Raw genomic sequence first — 18,782 nt, forward strand, 5'->3', positions numbered from 1 at the left:
TTGCCGGCCTAGACGAACCCGACCTGCATTTCGAATGCCGGATCCGAAACTTGGCCAGCCGTGCGTAGCTTGCTCGAGGCGAGCGAGCCATGAGCCGCAAGGTTGACTAGGCGCCCCTCATGGCCTTCACCCTGGCTGGCTTCTCGCGCAGCCCATCGAAATACCTTGTGGGCCTCAGGGCCTAGTCATCGGGGCTGCGGGGATACGCCCCGAGGGTGCTAATTTCGAGAGCTGCGGTAGAAGAGCGCGACATCGGTGGTTCTAGAGGAGCGCTGTATGGCGCTTGCCCTCAGTCGGGGAGGTGCCTCCCGACATGACCAACCACCAGCCGACGCGTGGCATCGTCGCGCCACCAGTAAATGCGGAGGCACTGATCCGGGCTGCTCGCCTGGTCGACCTTGAGGTGTGGCTGCATCGTGACGACCTCGCCGTCTACGCTCCGCTGATAGTGCCGCTTCGTTCGGCGCGCGGTGGCGGCTGGATTATTCTTTGAGTACTCGTACCCGCGAGCGGCGAAGTACTCTCCGAAGCCTGTCCCCAGCTCATCGTTTTTCCAGGCGGCTACGAGCTCACTAAGAGCGGTTAGCGCCTCATACAGCCGACGAGGTGATTTGTATGATGAAAAAGCCGTGACCGAATCATCTGCCTCCGAGAGAAAAACGAGATTGTCAGGCGCTTCCTTTCGAGCAAGGCGGTACGCGGCAGCAACGTCGAGAGACTCGAGGTCAACGTCCTCCACCTTCTCCGCTTCGATATGTTCCGAGTAGGTATTGAATGACCGCTTCGTATCCTCAAGCTGGGCGCGGAGGGCTTCCGCGACCTCTTCGAGGTCCGCAATCTGTTGATGAAAGCCCGCTCTCTCTGCGCGCGTGCTCGTGACCTCCGACTCGAGCGACCCAACGTATTCAGCCACCCAATCGGGAAGCTCGCCGTCATCCAGGGCGCGAGCTCGTCGCTGAGCGCGCGCAGCTTCTACGAGGGGATGCTCGGGCACCGTAGCCGCGCCGAGAGCGCCGAGGAATCCGAGGAACCAACCTGGAAAATCGCGTTGGCGAGCAAGTCGTGCGCGAGTCCAGAGGCGATGCCTTCGTGGGTCATCTGCCAGATCAAACCCCGGCCAATAGAGGCGCAAGGCGCCGCCCCAGACACCGAGTTCTCGGCCCAGGCGGTCTGTCAACGCAAGGGCCGCGAGGTGTGTCGAGAGCACTTCGACATGCGCCAGACCGGCAACCTGACGAGCAAGCTCCCCAGCGTCCACAGTATGGTCCGAGTCGGGGCCACGGGTAACGACAATCACTGCCAGCCTCCGTTCGGCCGAGAGCAGGAAGTTGCTTAGGGATGCGATCTCGGATGCGCGCCGTACACGATAGCTAGGCTCGACTCGCGCAGGGCCATCGGACACTTTGTGGCTACGGAGAAGTGTTCTAACCAACGCGGGAGCGCGGAACTCGTGACCGAGCGGCGCCAGCTTGAACTCGTTGCCCGCCCGTTCGAGTCGAATTCGTAGGGAGAAACGGATGACCCCGTCGCCCTTGGGCGAGAATCCACATGCGAGGAGCACTCTCCACACCAGATCCGGGTCGCTCTCGTCAGGGCGTCGCCATGAACAGGTCCATTCGTCTCCATTGACCGACTCAAGCGCAAACTCGAGTTCGTGACCGTTTGCCGTCCGTATGATCCCACCGCTGGCACCACGAATTTCGTCAACCGTAGTGCCACTCCCTCGCGCCACCCAGTCCTGCGTCATTTCGAGAACTGACGCGCTGTCCCCCGACTGCTCGATGTCAAGTTGACATGCAAATAGCTCGCGCATTCCGACCCCCCTCAACGTCAAGTTGCACCAACTCTGGCAGATGATGATCCGGCGAGGAAGCGCCGCTCACCCATCGAGCCGTTTGAGTACGTCGCGGATCGTGCCCGCAAAGATGCCGGCCGTACCGCGCACGGTAACGAGTTGGGTCCGTCGACCGGCGGGACGTACTCGAACTTCTCTGGGCACAGTGCGCTGTCGATGTCATTCGGCACCTGCGCGTATCGTCAAAAAACTTGCGCGCCAACCCTCAGTTCTGCGGGATCTGTACGCAGATGACAGCGTTCCGGGTGGCACTAACGCTCGCCCGAACCAGCGTTTCTGCGTCGCTGCTGCACATCAGGCCGCAATCTCGCCCACGGTTGTCGAGCAGCGCTGATCCCCCGCGACGTTCAAGCGAGGGGACTGGGGTGAGGCATGTCAGAGGCTTGTGCTTAGATGCAGTAACTGTAGTTCGGTGCGATTCGACATCGCTTACGGCGGAGGACATTTTGGCAGGCTTACCGTTCACGAAGTACCACTGGAACCGCCTGGAGAAAGGCGCAACTGTGGTTGTGACGCTCACAAAGGCGGCTAACGTGCGCTTGATGGACAGCACGAATTTCAACGCCTTCAAGAACGGCAGGCCGCACAAGTACTCCGGGGGCATGGTCAAGACCTCACCGTTTCGGATACCAGTTCCTCGTACTGGGAGCTGGTACCTGACGGTTGACTTGATGGGATTGAAGGCGACCAACGTGCGTTCGTCGGTTGCGATTGAGCCCCCGGCGCTCCCTGTTGCAAGGTCCGCAGCTCGGCAGTCCCTCCAAGGAGTTCGACACGAACGTCCGCCCGTCGTTCCTGACGAACAAGGCGAGACGTGGGACGTGTTCATCTCCCACGCCAGCGAAGACAAGGTTTCCGTCGCCGAACCGCTCGCGATCGCATTGAGAGAGCGGGGATTGAAGGTCTGGCTCGATAAAACTGAGCTCAGGATCGGAGACAGCCTGCGCAGGAAGATCGACTATGGGCTGGCTCACAGTGCGTTCGGCATTGTTATTCTATCCAGTTCATTCTTTGCAAAAGGGTGGCCTCAGTATGAGCTCGACGGGATTATTGGGCTCAGTGTCAACGGCGACCAGCGGATGCTACCCATTTGGCATGAGATTTCGCGGGATGAGATCGCTCGGCAATCCCCGTCGCTTGTTGACAAAATCGCGCGAAACACAGCCGTCGACACGATCGCGGAAATCGCGGATGAAATTGCAGCGGTTGTGGCTGAGGCATAGTTACCGGCATTTAGCATCAGATGATCCGAGTGAGCGCACGATCGGGTATGTCCCGATGCCACGGCAGTAGAGGCATGGTGCGGTCTCGGGTGAATTCTACGGCACCTTAACGGTCTCAGTTTGGCGGTGGTGTCCCGTTCTCTCAGGTCGCTGTGGATCACAGCGCGTTCGGGCCGATTGTCAATTATGGCGCTACCCACCGAGAAGCGAAACAAGTCCTCCTAGCGCGTATAGCTCCCGCCACGTGGCCGGCGAGGCACCGATTCCTTGACAAACCGTTGCCGCACGCAGTTGTAGCTGACACCGAGGCGGGTCGCCACAGCCTGGAGCGAGAGCCCGGTTTCGTACAGACGAACCGCTTCGCGCAGCTGAGCCGCATCCAGTGACTGTCGACGCATCTCGACTCCTCGTTCGCCAAGGACCTTCAGCAGACCACCCTTCGAGAGGGAGTGCTCGGCACACAGCGCCGGCGTTGTGACGCCTGCCTCGTACTTCTCCACGATCTCGGCGACAGTCTCGGGGGAGAGGCGGCGACTCAGGCGCACAGGCTGGACTGCGTCATCCGACTTCGAATGGTGGGACTGCCGCTGCTTCAGCAGGAAGTGCAGCCGATCCAGCCTCGGTGCGAGGGTGAACGAATTGTTCGAACGTGCTCCCGTAGGGTCTACAGCAAGGCCCGGGATACCGGGCCTTTTGCGTTTCTGCTCCAATGCCGTCTTCGTCTCCCGGGAACGTTCAAGCGCTCGTCCGGGGTTCCGAGACCGCACTCCGGACTCGGGCCGGGACCATCGAGGTCGAGTTGGCCGAGGGTGCGGATGTCCATCGAGTCGGTGCCCCACCCCCGCATCGGCAGCATCATCCCAGCGCCGACATTCCCGTGCCAGACGGACGTCAGGCGGCGTCCAGCTCGGCCGGGCGCCCCTCGCGCAGCGCGGGGCAGTGCTCCGGCGTCGGGTGGAGGGTGATGTCGATGACCGTTTCCAAACGGGCGCGCGCTGCTTCGAGGTCGGCCATCTGCGCGGTGATGCGGTCGCGTTCGGTCCGGAGCAGCGCGAGCGACTCGGGCGTCGCGACGCCCGCATCGACGCAGGGGAGCAGCTGGACGATCGTGCGGCTCGGCAGCCCGGCGGCGAAGAGCTGCTGCACGAGCTCGACGCGTTCCACCGCCGCTTGTTCATAGGTCCGCTGGCCACTCGTCGTGCGGGTGGCGGTGAGCAGCCCCTGCTCCTCGTAGTAGCGGAGCGAGCGGACGCTCACCCCGGTCCGAGCCGCGAGATCTCCGATGCGCATCGAGCTTCCGTTCCTGGCTTGCACCTGACATTGATGTGAGGTCTTAGCCTAACCAGGCTGCTGCGGGATCGCCCCGCACGCGAAAGGGAATCATGGACATCGCAGGATCCGTCGCACTCGTCACCGGCTCGAACCGGGGCATCGGACGCAGGTTCGTCGTGCAGTTGCTCGAGCGCGGGGCCTCGAAGGTGTACGCCACCGCGCGGCGCCCGGAACTCGTCGACATCCCGGGCGTGGAAGTGCTGCAGCTCGACATCACCGATCAGGCGTCCATCGCAGCGGCGGCCGAGATCGCGACCGATGTCACCCTGCTCGTCAACAACGCCGGGATCGCCACGCAGGGCTCGATGCTGACCGACGACCTGGCGGACGCTCGGCGGGAGATGGACACGCACTACTGGGGCAACCTCGCCATGGTGCGTGCGTTCGCGCCGGTGATCGAAGCGAACGGTGGAGGGACGATCGTCAATGTGCTCTCCGCCCTGAGCTGGTTCGCCCACCCCGGCTCCGGCGGATACGCCGCGGCCAAGGCTGCGGAGTGGAACATGACGAACGCGGTCCGTCTGGAACTCGCCCCGAAGGGTGTCACGGTGCAGGGGCTCCACCTCGGGGCCGCCGACACCGACATCATGGCCGGCTACGACGGCCCGATGGTCGACCCGGCGGACGTCGCACGGGCGAGCCTCGACGGCGTCGCGGCCGGCGCATCCGAGGTCGTCGTCGACGACTGGAGCGCCATGGTCAAGGCGTCGCTCGCCCACGACCCTGACGCGTTCTACGCACAGTTCGCCTGAGCATCGAGCCTTCACGCTGTACTCCGGGCGTGGAGGGTGCGGCAAGGAGGGAACCCCGAGCGGATGCGGCCGCCTCGGGCTTCCCTCTTGCCGAGCGCGCATACTGGGACCATGACCGACGAAGCCGCACCGGACCCGCAGTCTGCGGCAGCCGTGGACGACGACGTCCTGGAGTCGACGATGCTCGACCTGCTGGGGAAGCGGGCCGCGACCTCGTCCATCTGTCCGTCCGACGTGGCCCGAGCCGTCGGTGGCGACGACTGGCGAGCGCTGATGGACGACACCCGCCGGGTCGCCTGGCACCTGGTCGACGAGGGCCGGGTGCGGATCACGCAGGGCGATGAGGCGGTCGACCGCGCGACGGTCCGCGGCCCCATCCGGATCCGATGGGCCAGGGACGCCGACGCCGAGTCGTGCGCTCCCTGTCGTCCTGAGACCGGAGGAGCTCGGTCCGACGCCGGTTAGGCTGGAGACATGACCATCGCCCTCATCCGTCACGGACAGACCGCCTGGAACTTCGAACGACGGCTGCAGGGCACGACGGACATCCTCCTGAACGACACCGGGCGGGAGCAGGCGGCCACGGTCGCCCCTCGACTCACCGGCACCTGGGACGTCGTCGTCAGCTCCCCACTCGGGCGCGCACGCGAGACCGCGCAGATCATCGCGGATGCGCTGGGTCTCGAGCTCGGACCCACCTACCCGGACGTGGTCGAGCGCCACTACGGCGACGCCGAGGGCGCGACAGCCCAGATGGTCCTCGAGAACTGGCCCGACCACCAGTACCCGAACCTCGAGACCGAGGAGTCGGTCATCGAGCGCGGACTGCGTGGCATCGACGCCATCGCACGCGACTTCCCCGGGCAGAACGTCCTCGTCGTGAGCCACGGCACGCTCATCCGGCTCACCCTCAGCCACCTCTCCGGCACGACGGTCCCACCGCTGGAGAACTGCTCCGTGTCGGTCATCGAGGCGACGGACTCCGGCTGGTCACTCCTGGACGCCGGTACCGCTCGCACGACGCCCTCGCTCGAGACGGCGCTGTCCGGCTCCAGCGCGCAGTGAGCGGAAACGACCCGACCGGCCGTCCGGTCCGCTCCCCGTCGGGCATCGCCTGGCTCATCGGCATCGGGTTGACCGCCGGATTCCTCTCCGGGCTGTTCGGGGTCGGCGGCGGCATCCTCATCGTCCCGGCCGTCGTCTTCCTCCTCGGCTTCGGCCAGCGGCTCGCCGCGGGGACGTCGCTCGCGGCGATCGTCCCGACCTCGCTCGTCGGCGTCGTGTCGTACGCGGTGAACGGCACCGTCGACTGGGTGGCGGCGATCCTCCTGGCGATCGGCGCGATCGCCGGCGCACAACTCGGCAGCTACCTCCTCTCCAAGCTCCCCAAGAGGGCGCTCCAGTGGGGCTTCATCGGCTTTCTGCTCGTCGTGGTGGTCTCGCTGTTCCTGATCGTCCCGTCCCGCACGGCGGAGATCGATCTGTACGTCGGCTCGATCATCGGCCTCATCGTGCTCGGCTTCCTGACCGGCGTCCTGTCGGGGCTGCTCGGCATCGGCGGCGGGGTCGTCGTCGTGCCGATGCTCATCCTCCTGTTCGGCGCGAGCGACCTCATCGCCAAGGGCACCTCGCTGCTCATGATGGTGCCGACCGCGATCTCCGGCACCATCGGCAACGTCCGGCGAGGCAACGTCGACCTCACGGCCGCAGCCATCATCGGCATCGCTGCGTGCACGACCACCGCCCTCGGCGCCATCGTCGCGTCGGTCGTCCCGCCGTTCGTCGGCAACCTGCTCTTCGCGGCGTTCCTCGTGGTCATCGCCATCCGCATGGTGTTCCAGGCGCTCAAACGCTCCTGACCGACCGCTGCCGGTCCATCCGTGCCCGGCCTCCCGGCCGGGGCAGCGGGTAGGCTGGAGGGCGTGTCAGTGAACCCAGAGCTCGCCGGACGGGTCTTCCCGCCCGTCGCCCCGTACCTGGTCGGACGCGAGAAGATCCGCGAGTTCTCGCGGGCCGTCTTCGCGACGAACCCGATCAACCTCGACCCGGAGGCGGCCCGCGCCGCAGGATACGCCGACGTCGTGGCGCCGCCCACCTTCGCCGTCGTCGTCCAGGAGCACACGCTCCAGCAACTGCTCGCCGCCCCCGACGCGGGTATCGACTTCAGCCGGGTGGTCCACGGCGACCAGCGCTTCGTGCACCACCGTCCGATCGTCGCCGGTGACGAGCTCACCGCGCAGCTCAACGTCACCGCGGTGAAGTCCCTGGGCGGCCACTCGATGGTGACGTGCGACTCGGTCATGACCGATGCCGCCGGTGAGCCGGTGGTCACCGCGACCTCGACGCTCGTGGTGCGAGGAGACGAAGGATGAGTGACGTGCAGCAAACCCCGACCATGCCGGCCGTCGGAGACGTCGTCGCGGAGCGGATCGTCCACCTGACGCGCGACGCCCTCGTGCGGTACGCCGGAGCCTCCGGAGACTTCAACCCCATCCACTACCGCGACGACGTCGCCGCGTCCGTCGGGCTGCCGGGTGTGCTCGCCCACGGCATGCTGACGATGGGGATCGCGGCCCAGCCGGTCGTCGACTGGATCGGCGACCCCGGACGGGTGCTCGAGTACCAGGTGCGGTTCACTCGACCGGTCGTCGTCGACCCCGAGACCGGCGCCGACCTCCAGATCCTCGGCAAGGTCGGCAAGGTCGACGAGGAAGCGCGTACCGCGCGCGTCGACCTCACCGTCACCTACGCCGAGCAGACGGTGCTCGGCAAGGCGCAGCTCGTCATCAGCTTCGCCTGACCCGGAGGACCATGAACGACGCCATCCGTCTGAGCGAGCTCACCACCCTCGGGGTCGGTGGGCCGGCCGCGGGCTTCGTGGAATGCGCGAGCGAGGCCGAGCTGATCGAGGCCGTGCTCGACGTCTGGAACACCGATGAGCCGTGGCTGCTGCTCGGTGGCGGATCGAATCTGCTGATCGGCGACGAGCCCCTCGACGCGACCGTCATCCGGGCGGCGAACCGCGGCATCGAACGCCTCGACGCCCCATCCGGTCGGGTCCGCCTGCGGGTGCAGGCCGGTGAGGACTGGGACGCGCTCGTCGCCTTCACAGTCGAGCGCGGCTGGGCAGGCATCGAGGCGCTCTCCGGCATCCCGGGATCCTGCGGGGCCGCGCCCGTGCAGAACATCGGCGCCTACGGGCAGGAGATCGTGTCGTCGCTCGTCGCCGTCGACCTGCTCGACGAGGAGTCGCAGACCGTCGAGCGCGTTCCGGCCGCGGAGCTCGGGCTCGGCTACCGGACGTCGGTCCTGAAGCGCCACGGTGGTGGAGAGCCTGAACGTTCCGGCGTGGTCGTGGCGATCATCATCGACCTCGACGACGTCGGTGTCGACGGGCTGGCCGCACCGATCGCCTACCAGCAGCTCGCCTTCGCGCTCGGCGTGGAGGTCGGCGAGCAGGTCCGTCTGGCCCAGGTGCGCACGACGGTCCTGGCGCTCCGAGCGTCGAAGGGTATGGTGCTCGATCCCGACGACCCCGACACCGCCAGTGCCGGATCGTTCTTCACGAACCCGATCGTGTCCGAGCACGTCGCCCGGTCGCTGCCGGGGGACGCGCCGTGGTGGCCGGTCGACCCGGCGGCCGACGACGACACCGAGTACGTCTTCCCGCTCGGGGAGGTCGTCAACCCGCCTCGCCCGGCTCCCGTGGAACGCCTGGCGAAGCTCTCGGCCGCGTGGCTCATCGAGCGTGCCGGTGTCCGTCGCGGGTTCGCGCTTCCCGGATCGCGCGCTGCGGTCTCCACGAAGCACACGCTCGCCCTGACGAACCGGGGCGGGGCGACCGCCACCGAGATCGCCGAGCTCGCCCGCTTCGTGCAGGCACGCGTCCACGCCGAGTTCGGCGTCCTCCTGCAGCCCGAGCCCGTGGTGGTCGGCGTCACGATCTGACGTTGATGCGAGGCCCGCTCGCCCGGAGACGAGCGAGCGGACCTCGGGTCAGGACGCGAAGAGGCGCTGGAGACGCTGGACGCCCTCGAGGAGCTGGTCGTCGCCGAGCGCGTAGCTGAAGCGCAGGTAGCCGGACGGCCCGAACGCCTCGCCGGGCACGGCCGCGACCTCGGCTTGTTCGAGCATGAGGTCGGCCAACTCGAGCGAGGTCGTCGGGGTGACCCCGCCGAAGGTCCGCCCGAGCAACGCCGAGACGTCGGGGTACACGTAGAACGCACCCTGCGGGGTCGGCGTCTGGAAGCCGTCGATCTTGTTCAGCTCGCCGACGATGAGCTTGCGGCGGCGGTCGAAGGCCTCGCGCATCGTCTCGGCGGCGTCCTGCGGGCCGGTCAGTGCCGCGATCGCCGCACGCTGCGCGATGTTGTTCACGTTGCCCGAGAGGTGCGACTGGAGGTTGCCGAGCGCCTTGATCGCGTCCGACGGTCCGACGGTCCACCCGACGCGCCAGCCCGTCATCGCGTAGGTCTTGGCGACGCCGTTGACGAGGAGCGTCTGCTCGGCGAGCTCGGGGACCGCCTCGACGATGGAGATCGCCTTCACCGCCTCGCCGCTGTCGCCGGCCGAGTAGGTGAGGTTCTGGTAGATCTCGTCGGAGATCACCCAGATGCCGTGCTCGAGCGCCCACTCACCGATCGCCTTCGTCTGCTCGGGGGAGTAGACGGAGCCGGTCGGGTTCGACGGCGAGACGAAGAGGAGGACTTTGGTGCGCGGGGTGCGAGCCGCCTCGAGCTGCTCGACCGTGACCTGGTAGTTCTGCGAGGCGTCGGCGAAGACCTCGACCGCGACACCGTCGGCGAGCGCGATGGCCTCGGGGTAGGTGGTCCAGAACGGCGTCGGCACGATGACCTCGTCGCCCGGGTTCAGCAGGACCTGGAACGCCTCGTACACCGACTGCTTGCCGCCGTTGGTGACGATGACCCGGCCCGGGTCGACCTCGAGACCGGAGTCGCGGAGCGTCTTCTCCGCGATGGCGGCGCGGAGGTCCGGCAAGCCGGCCGCCGGGGTGTACCGGTGCGCCTTCGGGTCGCGGGCTGCGACGAGCGCCGCCTCGACGATGTGCTCGGGTGTCGGGAAGTCCGGCTCGCCCGCCGCGTAGGAGATCACGGGCCGGCCTTGCGCCTGCAGCGCCTTCGCCTTCGCGTCCACCTTCAGCGTGGCGGACTCGGCGATCGCTGAGATCTTCGTGGACAGGCGGGGCGTGGGAGTCGATTCAGGCACGAGTCCGAGCGTACCGAACCCGGTGTCGAGAGGACAGTATGTGTCCGACCTCGCGTGCAGCGAGGTGAGGCACCTCGTCGCCCGGTCCATCGGGGAACGACGACGTGCCTCACCTCGGTCGTCACGCGGGGTCGACGAGGTACCGCGTGTACGCCGGGACGGTGAGGAAGGTCGGGAACTCGTCGCGCAGTGCCACCTCGCGGAACAGCTCGGCGGCGTCGTCGAAGCGGTCGTCCGCGGTGCGGGGGAGCGAGGCGAGCAGCTCGTCGAGGAGGTCCTCGACCCGCTCACGGGTGATCGGACGGCCGTCGTCGGTCGCGACGTCCTGGTGGATCCACTGCCAGACCTGCGATCGACTGATCTCCGCCGTCGCCGCGTCCTCCATCAGTCCGTCGATGGCCGCGGCGCCGATCCCGCGGAGCCAGGAGTCGAGGTAGCGGACGGCGATCGACACGTTGTCGCGGAGACCGACGTCCGTGACCGCGCGACCGATGCGGACGTCGAGGAGCTGCGACGGTGTCACCGACACGTCCTCACGCAGACGGTCGAGCTGATTCGGGCGATCGCCGAGGACCGCGTCGAACTCGGCCCTCGCGGTCTCGATGAGGTCCGGGTGCGCCACCCAGGTCCCGTCGAAGCAGTCGCCGGCCTCACGACGCTTGTCGGCTGAGACCTTCTCGATCGCGCGCGCCGTCGCCTCCGGATCGCGCCGGTTCGGGATGAACGCGGACATCCCGCCGATCGCGTGCGCACCGCGGCGGTGACACGTCTGCACGAGGAGTTCCGTGTAGGCCCGCATGAACGGCACCGTCATCGTCACCTCGCTGCGGTCGGGCAGGACGAACCGGGCACCGCGCCCCCGGTAGTTCTTGATGATCGAGAAGATGTAGTCCCACCGACCGGCGTTGAGACCGGCGCAGTGATCGCGGAGCGCGTACAGGATCTCGTCCATCTCGAACGCCGCCGGCAGCGTCTCGATGAGCACGGTGGCGCGGATCGTCCCATGGTCGAGACGCAGACGCTCCTCGGTGAACGTGAAGACGTCGTCCCAGAGCTGCGCCTCCTCGCTCGACTCCAACTTCGGGAGGTAGAAGTACGGCCCGCGGCCGGCGTCGATGAGCGCTCGGGCGTTGTGGAAGACGTAGAGGCCGTAGTCGACGAGGCTCCCGGAGGCCGCCATGGCCGCCCCGGAGCGGTCGATGAACCGCAGGTGCTTCTCCACGAGGTGCCAGCCGCGCGGGCGCATGACGATCGTCGGCGTCTCCGTCGCGGTGACGCGGTACCCCTTCCCCGCCTCGTTCGTGAACGTCAGCCCGCCGCGGACGGCGTCGCGCAGCGAGAGCTGACCACCGATGACGTTGGCCCACGTCGGGCTCGTCGCGTCCTCCTGGTCGGCGAGCCAGACGTTCGCGCCGGAGTTGAGGGCGTTGATCGTCATCTTCGGATCGGTGGGGCCGGTGATCTCGACCCGGCGGTCCTCGAGACCGGGCCCGGCGCCGGCGACTCGCCAGGAGCGGTCCTCCCGGATCGCCGCGGTGTCATCGCGGAACCGCGGGTCGCGGCCGTTCCCGATCTCGAAGCGTCGGCGCATGCGCTCGGCGAGGCGGTCGTGCCGCGCACCCGCGAACCGCTGGTGCAGGTCCGCGAGGAAGACGAGGGCGTCGGGGGTGAGGATCTCCTCGTACCGGTCACCGAGACGACCGACGACCTCGATGGCGGGGCCGGTGCGCTGCGTGGGCACCGGCGCGGTGGTGGGTGTGGACGGGGAAGCGAGCATGGTGTTCATGGGGTGACTCCGTTTCGGATGGTCGTGCGTCGGATGGGCCCTTCGAGCGATCCCAGAGCTTGTCGAAGGGCGGGGCTTATATGGATCAGTGGAACTGCTGTTGCTCGGTCGAGCCGGCGAGGGCGAGGGTGGCGCTGCCGGGGTTGAGGGCGGTCGCGACCAGGTCGAAGTAGCCGGTACCGACTTCCCGCTGGTGCCTGGTGGCGGTGTAGCCGCTGGACTCTGCGGCGAACTCGGCCTCCTGGAGGTCGACGTACGCGCTCATCGCCCGCTCCCGGTAGTCGCTCGCCAGGGTGAACATCGAGTGGTTCAACGCGTGGAAGCCGGCGAGGGTGATGAACTGGAACGCGTACCCCATGGCGGCGAGCTCACGCTGGAAGGACGCGATCTGCGCATCGTCGAGGTGCGACTTCCAGTTGAACGACGGTGAACAGTTGTAGGCGAGCAGCTTGCCCGGGAACCGCTCGTGGACGGCCTCGGCGAACCGTCGGGCGAGGTCGAGGTCGGGTTCCGCCGACTCGACCCAGAGCAGGTCGGCGTACTCCGCGTAGGCGAGTCCTCGCGCGAGCACCGGACCGATGCCGTTCTCCACCTCGTAGAAGCCCTCCGGGGTCCGGTTCCCGTTCAGGAACGGGAGGTCGCGCTCGTCGATGTCGCTCGTGAGGAGCGTGGCGGCCAGTGCATCGGTGCGGGCGATGACGATGGTCGGGACACCGGCGACGTCCGCCGCCAGCCGGGCCGCATTGAGCGTCCGGATGTGCTGGCCCGTCGGCACCAGCACCTTGCCGCCCATGTGGCCGCACTTCTTCTCACTGGCGAGCTGGTCCTCCCAGTGGACGCCTGCGGCGCCCGCCTGGATCATGCCGGCCATGAGTTCGTAGGCGTTGAGCGGTCCACCGAAGCCGGCCTCGGCGTCGGCGACGATCGGCGCGAGCCAGTCGATCGCCTCGCGTCCCGGGTCCTCCCCGACGGCCCGCTCGGCGAAGTCGATCTGCTCGGCCCGGAGCAGCGCGTTGTTGATCCGCCGGACGACCGCCGGAACCGAGTTCGCCGGGTAGAGGCTCTGATCGGGATAGGTCTGCCCGGAGAGGTTCGCATCGGCGGCGACCTGCCAGCCGGAGAGGTAGATCGCCTGCAGGCCGGCCCGGACCTGCTGCACGGCCTGGTTGCCGGTCAGCGCGCCGAGGGCGGGCACCCACTCTTCGGTGTGGAGGAGGTTCCACAGTCGCTCCGCTCCTCGGCGGGCGAGTGTCGGTTCCTCCCGGACACCGCCGCGCAGGCGGACGACGTCCTCGGCGGTGTAGTCGCGGCGGACCCCGTCCCAGCGCGGGTCGGTGTCCCACTCGCGCTGCAGTTCCTCGGCCGTCTGCGTCTGGTCGCCGGCGCGGAGGGGCGTGCGGTGGTCTGTCGGTCGGGTGGCTTCGTTGCTCACGATGACTCCTGTGGTGTCGAGGTCGGTGGGGCGGGTCGTGCTCTGGGAACGATCCTGCGCTCGCCGCAACCCCGACGGACGTCATCCGTGGACAGAAGAACGGCCGACCTTCTGTTTGCCGGAACAACCGGCGCGTGTGAGCATGATCACCATGACCAGCACCGCCGCTGCTCCACCCGCCTCCGCCACCCCTGGTGACGGACCTGCTCCGCACGCGGACGCCCTCGTCCTCGGTCGCCGGATCCGCGATGCCCGGTCTCGCGCAGGCCTCACGCTCGACGAGCTCGCGCAGGCGATCGACCGAGCACCGTCCCAGGCGTCGGCGATCGAGAACGGGCATCGGGAGCCGAGCCTGTCGATGCTCCGCGTCATCGCCGCCGCCCTCGGCACCACCGTCGACGACCTGCTCCGTGACGAACCGCCGAGTGACCGGGCCGCGCTCGAGATCGCCGTCGAGCGTGCTCAGCGGGGCCCCGTCTTCTCCGCCCTCGGGATCGCGCCCATCCGGGTCTCGAAAGGCACCGCGGACGAGACGCTGCGCACCGTGCTGGCGCTGCACGATGAGGTCGCCCGCCTGCATCGGGAGCGCGCGGCGACGCCCGAGGAGGCACGCCGGGCCAACGCGGTCCTCCGGGCGGACATGCGGGCGGCCGACAACCATTTCCCCGAGCTCGAGGCCGTCGCGAAAGGGCTGCTCGACGCCGTCGGCTACACCGGAGGGCCGGTCTCGCAGCAGACGGTCGCGGAGATGGCGCAGCACCTCGGGTTCTCGCTCCACTACGTCGGCGACCTGCCGCACTCGACGCGCTCGGTCACCGACCGGCGCAACGGTCGGATCTACCTGCCGACCGAACCCTCGATGTCCCGTGACTCGCGATCACCCATCCTCCAGGCGTTCGCCAGTCACCTGTGCGGACACGAGGAGCCGGGAAACTACGCGGACTTTCTGCGGCAGCGCGTCGAGACCAACTACCTGACGGCGGCCATACTCCTGCCCGAGCGCGACGCCGTGCGCGTCCTCGGTGAGGCGAAACAGCTCCGGCGCATCTCGATGGAGGACCTGCGCGACGCGTTCGCGGTGTCGTACGAGACCGCCGCGCACCGCTTCACGAACCTCGCGACGAGGCACCTCGGACTCCCGGTGCACTTCATGAAGGTGCACGAGTCGGGGACGATCATCAAGGCGTACGAGAACGACGGGGTCACGTTCCCGTCCGACGTCCTCGGAGCGGTGGAGGGCTCGCTCGTCTGCCGCAACTGGACGGCCAGGACCGTCTTCGACGTCGAGGACCGTTTCAGTCCCTGGTATCAGTACACGGACATGGACACGGGCACCTTCTGGTGCACCTCGCGGATCGAGAAGGCCAAGGAGGGCGAGTACTCGGTCAGCGTCGGTGTCCCGTTCGCGCACGTGAAGTGGTTCCGCGGACGCGAGACGCCGCACCGGTCCACCTCGAGCTGCCCCGACGAGCGATGCTGTCGTCGGGCGTCACCGGCGCTCGCCGAACGATGGGAGGGGAAAGCCTGGCCGGCGGCGCGGACGCCGACGAGTCTGCTGGCGGCGCTGCCGACCGGGTCCTTCCCGGGGGTCGACTCCGTCGAGGTGTACGAGTTCCTCGAGTCGCACGCGCCGCGGGCGGACTGAGGTGAGGCACCTCGTCGCCCGAGGTGGTGTCGAGCGACGAGGTGCCTCGCCTGAGCGTGATCAGCTCGCGAGGCGCGGGTAGTCGGTGTAGCCTTCGGCGCCCGGGCCGTAGAAGGTGGCCGGGTTCGGCGTGTTCTCCTCGTGCTCGCCCGCCCAGCGCTCGACGAGGTCGGGGTTCGCGATGGCGAGACGCCCGACGGCGACGGCGTCGGCGTGCGCGTGCTCGACGAGGGCGATCGCCTCGTCGCGCGTCGTGACGGTGCCGAAGCCGCTGTTGACGATGAGCTTGCCGCCGAAGTGACCGCGCAGGTCCTGGACGAGCGCACCGGCCGGGTCCTCGTGGAGGATGCTGAGGTAGGCGAGGCCGAGCGGTGCCAGGGCGTCGAGCAGGGCCTCGTAGGTCGCGCGGACGTCGGCCTCGTCGGTCTCCGCCGTGTCACCGGCACCGTTCATCGGGGAGATGCGGATGCCGACGCGCGCTGCACCGACCGCCTGCGCGACGGCGTTGACGACCTCGGCGACGTACGACGCGCGGGCCTCCGGGCTGCCTCCGGCGCGGTCGTCGCGCACGTTGGAGACGGGGGAGAGGAACTGGTGCAGCAGGTAGCCGTTCGCGGCGTGGAGCTCCACGCCGTCGAGCCCCGCCTCGATCGCGTTGCGAGCCGCCTGGACGAACTCCTCGCGGACCGTGTCGAGCTCCTCGGTGGTCAGCGCGTGCGGGACGGGGTACGGCTGGGCGCCCGCGGGCGTCCGGACCTCGCCGGCGATGGCGATCGCGCTCGGCGCGACGATGCGGTCGGTGCCCGTGATGTCGGTGTGCGAGACGCGGCCACCGTTCATGAGCTGCATGACGATGAGCCCGCCTGCGCCGTGCACGGCCTCCGCGACGCCCCGCCAGCCCTCGACCTGCTCGGGGGTGACGATGCCGGGCTGGCCCGGGTAGGAGCGCGACTCGGCGCTCGGGTAGGTGCCCTCCGTGATGATGAGCCCGAGTCCTGCGCGCTGGCTGTAGTGCTCGGCGACGAGGTCGCCGGGGACACCGTCGGCTCCGGACCGCATGCGCGTGAGCGGGGCCATGACGACGCGGTTGGCGAGTTCGAGGTCGCCGAGTCGGACGGGGGCGAAGAGATCCATACGGGTGATGCCTTTCGTGGGGGTGCGGCACGCGGACGACGCGGCCTCCGGACGCAACCCGCCGGCGACCGCCGATATTCCGATGATGCTTCTGAACCTTGTGCATCTGGAATACTTCTTGCTAGGCTCACCGTGTGGTCGTCGGGCTCTGTCCCCGCAGCTCGCGACGAGCACGACCCGGTGTCGACGAATCCGAGGGGGAGGCGTCGGCACCGGGATCCCTGCCAGGATACGAAGATGTCCGCCCCCAGATTCGGCCTCGTCTCCGATCTCCGTCGTCCGGAGTCCGGTGAACGCGCCGAGCGCGTGACCTTCGTCGAGTTGTTCTTCGACCTCGTCTTCGTCTTCGCGCTCACCCAGCTGAGCAAGCTCATCGCCGACGACCAGAGCGTCACCGCCGCCCTCGAGTCGATCGTCCTCATCCTGGCGCTCTGGTGGTCCTGGGTGTCCACGAGCTGGGTGACGAACTGGCTCGACCCGGAACGGCTCGCGGTGCGACTCGCGCTCATCGGCTTCGGCCTGTTGGCCTTCGTCGCGGCGGTGTCGGTGTCGGCGTCGTTCACCGATCGCGCGCTGGCCTTCGCCGTCGCCTACGTCGTGCTCCAGCTCGTCCGGACGCTGTTCATGGTCGTGGCGACCTGGCGGCACGACCGGGACGTGGCCCTGAGTTTCGCACGCGTCCTCGTCTGGACCGCGTTCGCCGCCGTCTTCTGGATCGCCGGCGCGCTGGTGCCGGCCGACTGGCAGCTGGCGTTCTGGATCTGCGCCGTCGCCGTCGAGTACGGCGGCGGGGCCCTCGGATTCCGACTGCCGGGGGTGCGGCGCTCGGAGGTCGAGAGCTGGGAGCTCTCGGGTGCGCACCTCTCCGAGCGGGCGTCGCTCTTCATCATCATCGCGATCGGTGAGTCGCTGCTCGTCACCGGGTTCGCGTTCGTCGAGCTCGAGACGTCGGTCGACGCCGTCGTCGGGATGCTGAGCGCCTTCGTCTCCGCGGTCGCGCTGTGGTGGCTGTACTTCCACCGTACGGAGGCGGCGGGACGCCGAGCGGTCGAGGCCGCCGAGGAGGAGGCCGACCGCGCCGACGGTGACGAGGGTCGTTCCGAACGACGCGGGCCGGGACGCCTCGGACGCATCGCGCGCGATGGATACAGCTACGCCCACGTCGTGGTCGTCGCCGGGATCGTGCTCGTCTCGGTGGGGGACAAGGAGATCCTCGACCGACCCGCCGATGCCGTCGAACTCGCCGGGGGCGTCGTCATCCTCGGCGGCCCGGTCCTCTACCTGCTCGGGCTGTCGCTGTTCCGGTTCGTCGTCGACCGCGCCGTACCCCTCGCGCCGGTCATCGGCCTCGCGATGCTCGCGGGCTGTGCGGTCGCCGCGTTCCTCCTGCCGCAGCTCGGGGAACTCGTCCTCGGGTGTCTCTGCACCGGCGTGCTCGTCCTCGCCGCGATCGCCGACACGGTCCTCCCGGACCGGCGGGTCACTGCGGAGCGTCGCCAGGCTTGATCTCGGCGCCCTCGCGGTTCGGCCCCGTGTCGTAGCGGGCACCGCCCCGGTCACTCGGCTGCGCCGCGAGCCAGACGAAGAAGAACCACCCGAAGATCGGGAGCAGGTTGATGAGCTGCCACCAGCCGCTGTGGTCCGTGTCGTGCATGCGACGGGCGTTCAGCGACAGCCCCGGGATGATCGTCGCGAGCCCCCAGATCCCGGTCAGGATGCTCTGGACGCCCCAGGCGGGGCCTTCGGTGATCTGACCCTCCCAGAAACCGGCCGTCACCCCGGTCGCGACGTCGACGCCGCGTCCGATCACCAGGAGTGCGGTGACGATGACGGCGTGGACGACCACCCACCACCAGAACTCGCTCCGGCTGGCCCGCCCGGTGAAGATCGGATACCGCTTCCAGAAGCGGAGGAACGCCTGGATCGGGCCGGCTCCCGGGAGCGGGCTGTCGTCCGCGAAGCGGGGCGGGATCCGGCGATCGTCCTCGCGGTTCGTCTCCGCCGCCTTCGAGGTCGTCTCGTGTTCGTCTGCGCTGCTCATCGGTCCCCCCGGGTCGAGTCGTCGTGCGTCCGAAGGAGCAACCCTACGCGAGCAAGCGCTCCGAGTGCAGGAGGAGGGATCCCTCGCCGGCGAGACCTGACGCTGGTTTTACAGCCGGGCGACCGTGCCGTACACTGGATGGAGGTAGTTGAAATCTGCCATGATTTTCTGCGCCTGTTTTCACCCGTGTGGTGGGGCAACGCTCAGGAGGTCAGGGTAGCTTCGACCCCTCCGGTGCGTCAGCACTGAAGGGCGGTGGCTCAATTGGTAGAGCAGCGGTCTCCAAAACCGCAGGTTGCAGGTTCAAGTCCTGTCCGCCCTGCGAGTCGGTGCGTATGCACCGGCACACGAAAGGT

18 protein-coding genes and 1 tRNA gene are annotated in these 18,782 nt (G+C 68.1%); 11 read left to right on the top strand and 8 right to left on the bottom strand.

Annotated features, from left to right (window positions below):
* Positions 1–289 precede the first annotated feature (289 nt).
* Positions 290–913 carry a hypothetical protein gene (locus HOW07_RS12535; RefSeq protein ID WP_175117338.1) on the bottom strand — a complete coding sequence of 208 codons (624 nt, stop codon included), beginning with the start codon at positions 911–913 and terminating at the stop codon, positions 290–292.
* Positions 914–2,085: 1,172 nt separating this feature from the next.
* Here HOW07_RS12535 and HOW07_RS12540 point away from each other — a divergent pair.
* Positions 2,086–3,078: a DUF1883 domain-containing protein gene (locus tag HOW07_RS12540; protein WP_175117641.1), complete on the top strand. Its 993-nt coding sequence runs from the start codon at positions 2,086–2,088 to the stop codon at positions 3,076–3,078.
* A gap of 221 nt (positions 3,079–3,299) precedes the next feature.
* Here HOW07_RS12540 and HOW07_RS12545 read toward each other — a convergent pair whose 3' ends face one another.
* Positions 3,300–3,788 carry a helix-turn-helix domain-containing protein gene (locus HOW07_RS12545; protein ID WP_175117339.1) on the bottom strand — a complete coding sequence of 163 codons (489 nt, stop codon included), beginning with the start codon at positions 3,786–3,788 and terminating at the stop codon, positions 3,300–3,302.
* A gap of 181 nt (positions 3,789–3,969) precedes the next feature.
* On the bottom strand, positions 3,970–4,368 hold the full coding sequence (locus HOW07_RS12550) for a MerR family transcriptional regulator (protein ID WP_175117340.1): 399 nt from the start codon (positions 4,366–4,368) through the stop codon (positions 3,970–3,972).
* Positions 4,369–4,460: 92 nt separating this feature from the next.
* Between HOW07_RS12550 and HOW07_RS12555 the strand changes: the two genes are divergently transcribed.
* The 7 genes from HOW07_RS12555 to HOW07_RS12585 all read left to right on the top strand — a co-directional run bounded on the left by HOW07_RS12555 (position 4,461) and on the right by HOW07_RS12585 (position 9,110).
* Positions 4,461–5,162 (top strand): SDR family oxidoreductase, encoded by a 702-nt coding sequence (locus HOW07_RS12555; protein WP_175117341.1) that lies wholly within the window; start codon positions 4,461–4,463, stop codon positions 5,160–5,162.
* 111 nt (positions 5,163–5,273) lie between these two features.
* On the top strand, positions 5,274–5,627 hold the full coding sequence (locus HOW07_RS12560) for a DUF3253 domain-containing protein (RefSeq protein ID WP_175117342.1): 354 nt from the start codon (positions 5,274–5,276) through the stop codon (positions 5,625–5,627).
* A 9-nt stretch (positions 5,628–5,636) separates the two neighbouring features.
* A complete protein-coding gene (locus HOW07_RS12565; protein WP_175117343.1) occupies positions 5,637–6,227 on the top strand; it encodes a histidine phosphatase family protein in 591 nt (196 codons plus the stop codon).
* Entirely contained in the window at positions 6,224–7,021 is a 798-nt protein-coding gene (locus HOW07_RS12570; protein WP_175117344.1) for a sulfite exporter TauE/SafE family protein, read from the top strand. Before HOW07_RS12565 ends, HOW07_RS12570 begins: the two co-directional genes overlap by 4 nt.
* Positions 7,022–7,084: 63 nt before the next feature.
* Positions 7,085–7,534 (top strand): MaoC family dehydratase N-terminal domain-containing protein, encoded by a 450-nt coding sequence (locus tag HOW07_RS12575; RefSeq protein WP_175117345.1) that lies wholly within the window; start codon positions 7,085–7,087, stop codon positions 7,532–7,534.
* Positions 7,531–7,962, top strand: coding sequence for a MaoC family dehydratase (locus HOW07_RS12580; RefSeq protein WP_254628341.1), 432 nt, complete (start codon positions 7,531–7,533; stop codon positions 7,960–7,962). The genes HOW07_RS12575 and HOW07_RS12580 overlap by 4 nt, the downstream gene beginning before the upstream one ends.
* Before the next feature lie 11 nt (positions 7,963–7,973).
* Positions 7,974–9,110: a UDP-N-acetylmuramate dehydrogenase gene (locus HOW07_RS12585; RefSeq protein WP_175117346.1), complete on the top strand. Its 1,137-nt coding sequence runs from the start codon at positions 7,974–7,976 to the stop codon at positions 9,108–9,110.
* Between the two features lie 48 nt (positions 9,111–9,158).
* Here HOW07_RS12585 and HOW07_RS12590 read toward each other — a convergent pair whose 3' ends face one another.
* The 3 genes from HOW07_RS12590 to aceA all read right to left on the bottom strand — a co-directional run bounded on the left by HOW07_RS12590 (position 9,159) and on the right by aceA (position 13,606).
* Positions 9,159–10,388 (bottom strand): pyridoxal phosphate-dependent aminotransferase, encoded by a 1,230-nt coding sequence (locus tag HOW07_RS12590; protein ID WP_371743674.1) that lies wholly within the window; start codon positions 10,386–10,388, stop codon positions 9,159–9,161.
* A gap of 121 nt (positions 10,389–10,509) precedes the next feature.
* Positions 10,510–12,165, bottom strand: a complete 1,656-nt coding sequence (aceB, locus tag HOW07_RS12595; protein ID WP_175117643.1) for a malate synthase A — start codon at positions 12,163–12,165, stop codon at positions 10,510–10,512.
* A gap of 94 nt (positions 12,166–12,259) precedes the next feature.
* Positions 12,260–13,606 (bottom strand): isocitrate lyase, encoded by a 1,347-nt coding sequence (gene aceA / locus HOW07_RS12600; protein WP_175117348.1) that lies wholly within the window; start codon positions 13,604–13,606, stop codon positions 12,260–12,262.
* Between the two features lie 151 nt (positions 13,607–13,757).
* Between aceA and HOW07_RS12605 the strand changes: the two genes are divergently transcribed.
* Entirely contained in the window at positions 13,758–15,251 is a 1,494-nt protein-coding gene (locus HOW07_RS12605; RefSeq protein WP_175117349.1) for a helix-turn-helix transcriptional regulator, read from the top strand.
* A 60-nt stretch (positions 15,252–15,311) separates the two neighbouring features.
* On the opposite strand, the gene HOW07_RS12610 is transcribed toward HOW07_RS12605, so the two are convergent.
* A complete protein-coding gene (locus HOW07_RS12610) occupies positions 15,312–16,385 on the bottom strand; it encodes an alkene reductase (protein WP_175117350.1) in 1,074 nt (357 codons plus the stop codon).
* A 237-nt stretch (positions 16,386–16,622) separates the two neighbouring features.
* On the opposite strand from HOW07_RS12610, the gene HOW07_RS12615 reads away from it, so the two are divergent.
* Positions 16,623–17,891, top strand: a complete 1,269-nt coding sequence (locus tag HOW07_RS12615; protein ID WP_175117351.1) for a low temperature requirement protein A — start codon at positions 16,623–16,625, stop codon at positions 17,889–17,891.
* Here the strand turns inward: HOW07_RS12615 and HOW07_RS12620 are convergent.
* Positions 17,866–18,426: a DUF805 domain-containing protein gene (locus HOW07_RS12620; RefSeq protein WP_175117352.1), complete on the bottom strand. Its 561-nt coding sequence runs from the start codon at positions 18,424–18,426 to the stop codon at positions 17,866–17,868. The two genes, HOW07_RS12615 and HOW07_RS12620, sit on opposite strands and share 26 nt — an antisense overlap.
* A gap of 249 nt (positions 18,427–18,675) precedes the next feature.
* Here HOW07_RS12620 and HOW07_RS12625 point away from each other — a divergent pair.
* Positions 18,676–18,748, top strand: a tRNA-Trp gene (locus HOW07_RS12625).
* Positions 18,749–18,782 lie beyond the last annotated feature (34 nt).

Source organism: Plantibacter sp. MCCC 1A11337 (assembly GCF_013349365.1).
GTDB classification, from domain to species: domain Bacteria; phylum Actinomycetota; class Actinomycetes; order Actinomycetales; family Microbacteriaceae; genus Plantibacter; species Plantibacter flavus_A.

Bases quoted from the DNA above. Each gene is read 5' to 3' on its own strand.
- HOW07_RS12610 (WP_175117350.1), bottom strand. From the start codon at position 16,385: ATGGATCTCTTCGCCCCCGTCCGACTCGGCGACCTCGAACTCGCCAAC.
- HOW07_RS12540 (WP_175117641.1), top strand. From the start codon at position 2,086: ATGACAGCGTTCCGGGTGGCACTAACGCTCGCCCGAACCAGCGTTTCT.
- HOW07_RS12560 (WP_175117342.1), top strand. From the start codon at position 5,274: ATGACCGACGAAGCCGCACCGGACCCGCAGTCTGCGGCAGCCGTGGAC.
- HOW07_RS12585 (WP_175117346.1), top strand. From the start codon at position 7,974: ATGAACGACGCCATCCGTCTGAGCGAGCTCACCACCCTCGGGGTCGGT.
- HOW07_RS12615 (WP_175117351.1), top strand. From the start codon at position 16,623: ATGTCCGCCCCCAGATTCGGCCTCGTCTCCGATCTCCGTCGTCCGGAG.
- HOW07_RS12605 (WP_175117349.1), top strand. From the start codon at position 13,758: ATGACCAGCACCGCCGCTGCTCCACCCGCCTCCGCCACCCCTGGTGAC.
- HOW07_RS12555 (WP_175117341.1), top strand. From the start codon at position 4,461: ATGGACATCGCAGGATCCGTCGCACTCGTCACCGGCTCGAACCGGGGC.
- HOW07_RS12565 (WP_175117343.1), top strand. From the start codon at position 5,637: ATGACCATCGCCCTCATCCGTCACGGACAGACCGCCTGGAACTTCGAA.
- HOW07_RS12620 (WP_175117352.1), bottom strand. From the start codon at position 18,426: ATGAGCAGCGCAGACGAACACGAGACGACCTCGAAGGCGGCGGAGACG.
- aceB (WP_175117643.1), bottom strand. From the start codon at position 12,165: ATGCTCGCTTCCCCGTCCACACCCACCACCGCGCCGGTGCCCACGCAG.
- HOW07_RS12580 (WP_254628341.1), top strand. From the start codon at position 7,531: ATGAGTGACGTGCAGCAAACCCCGACCATGCCGGCCGTCGGAGACGTC.
- HOW07_RS12550 (WP_175117340.1), bottom strand. From the start codon at position 4,368: ATGCGCATCGGAGATCTCGCGGCTCGGACCGGGGTGAGCGTCCGCTCG.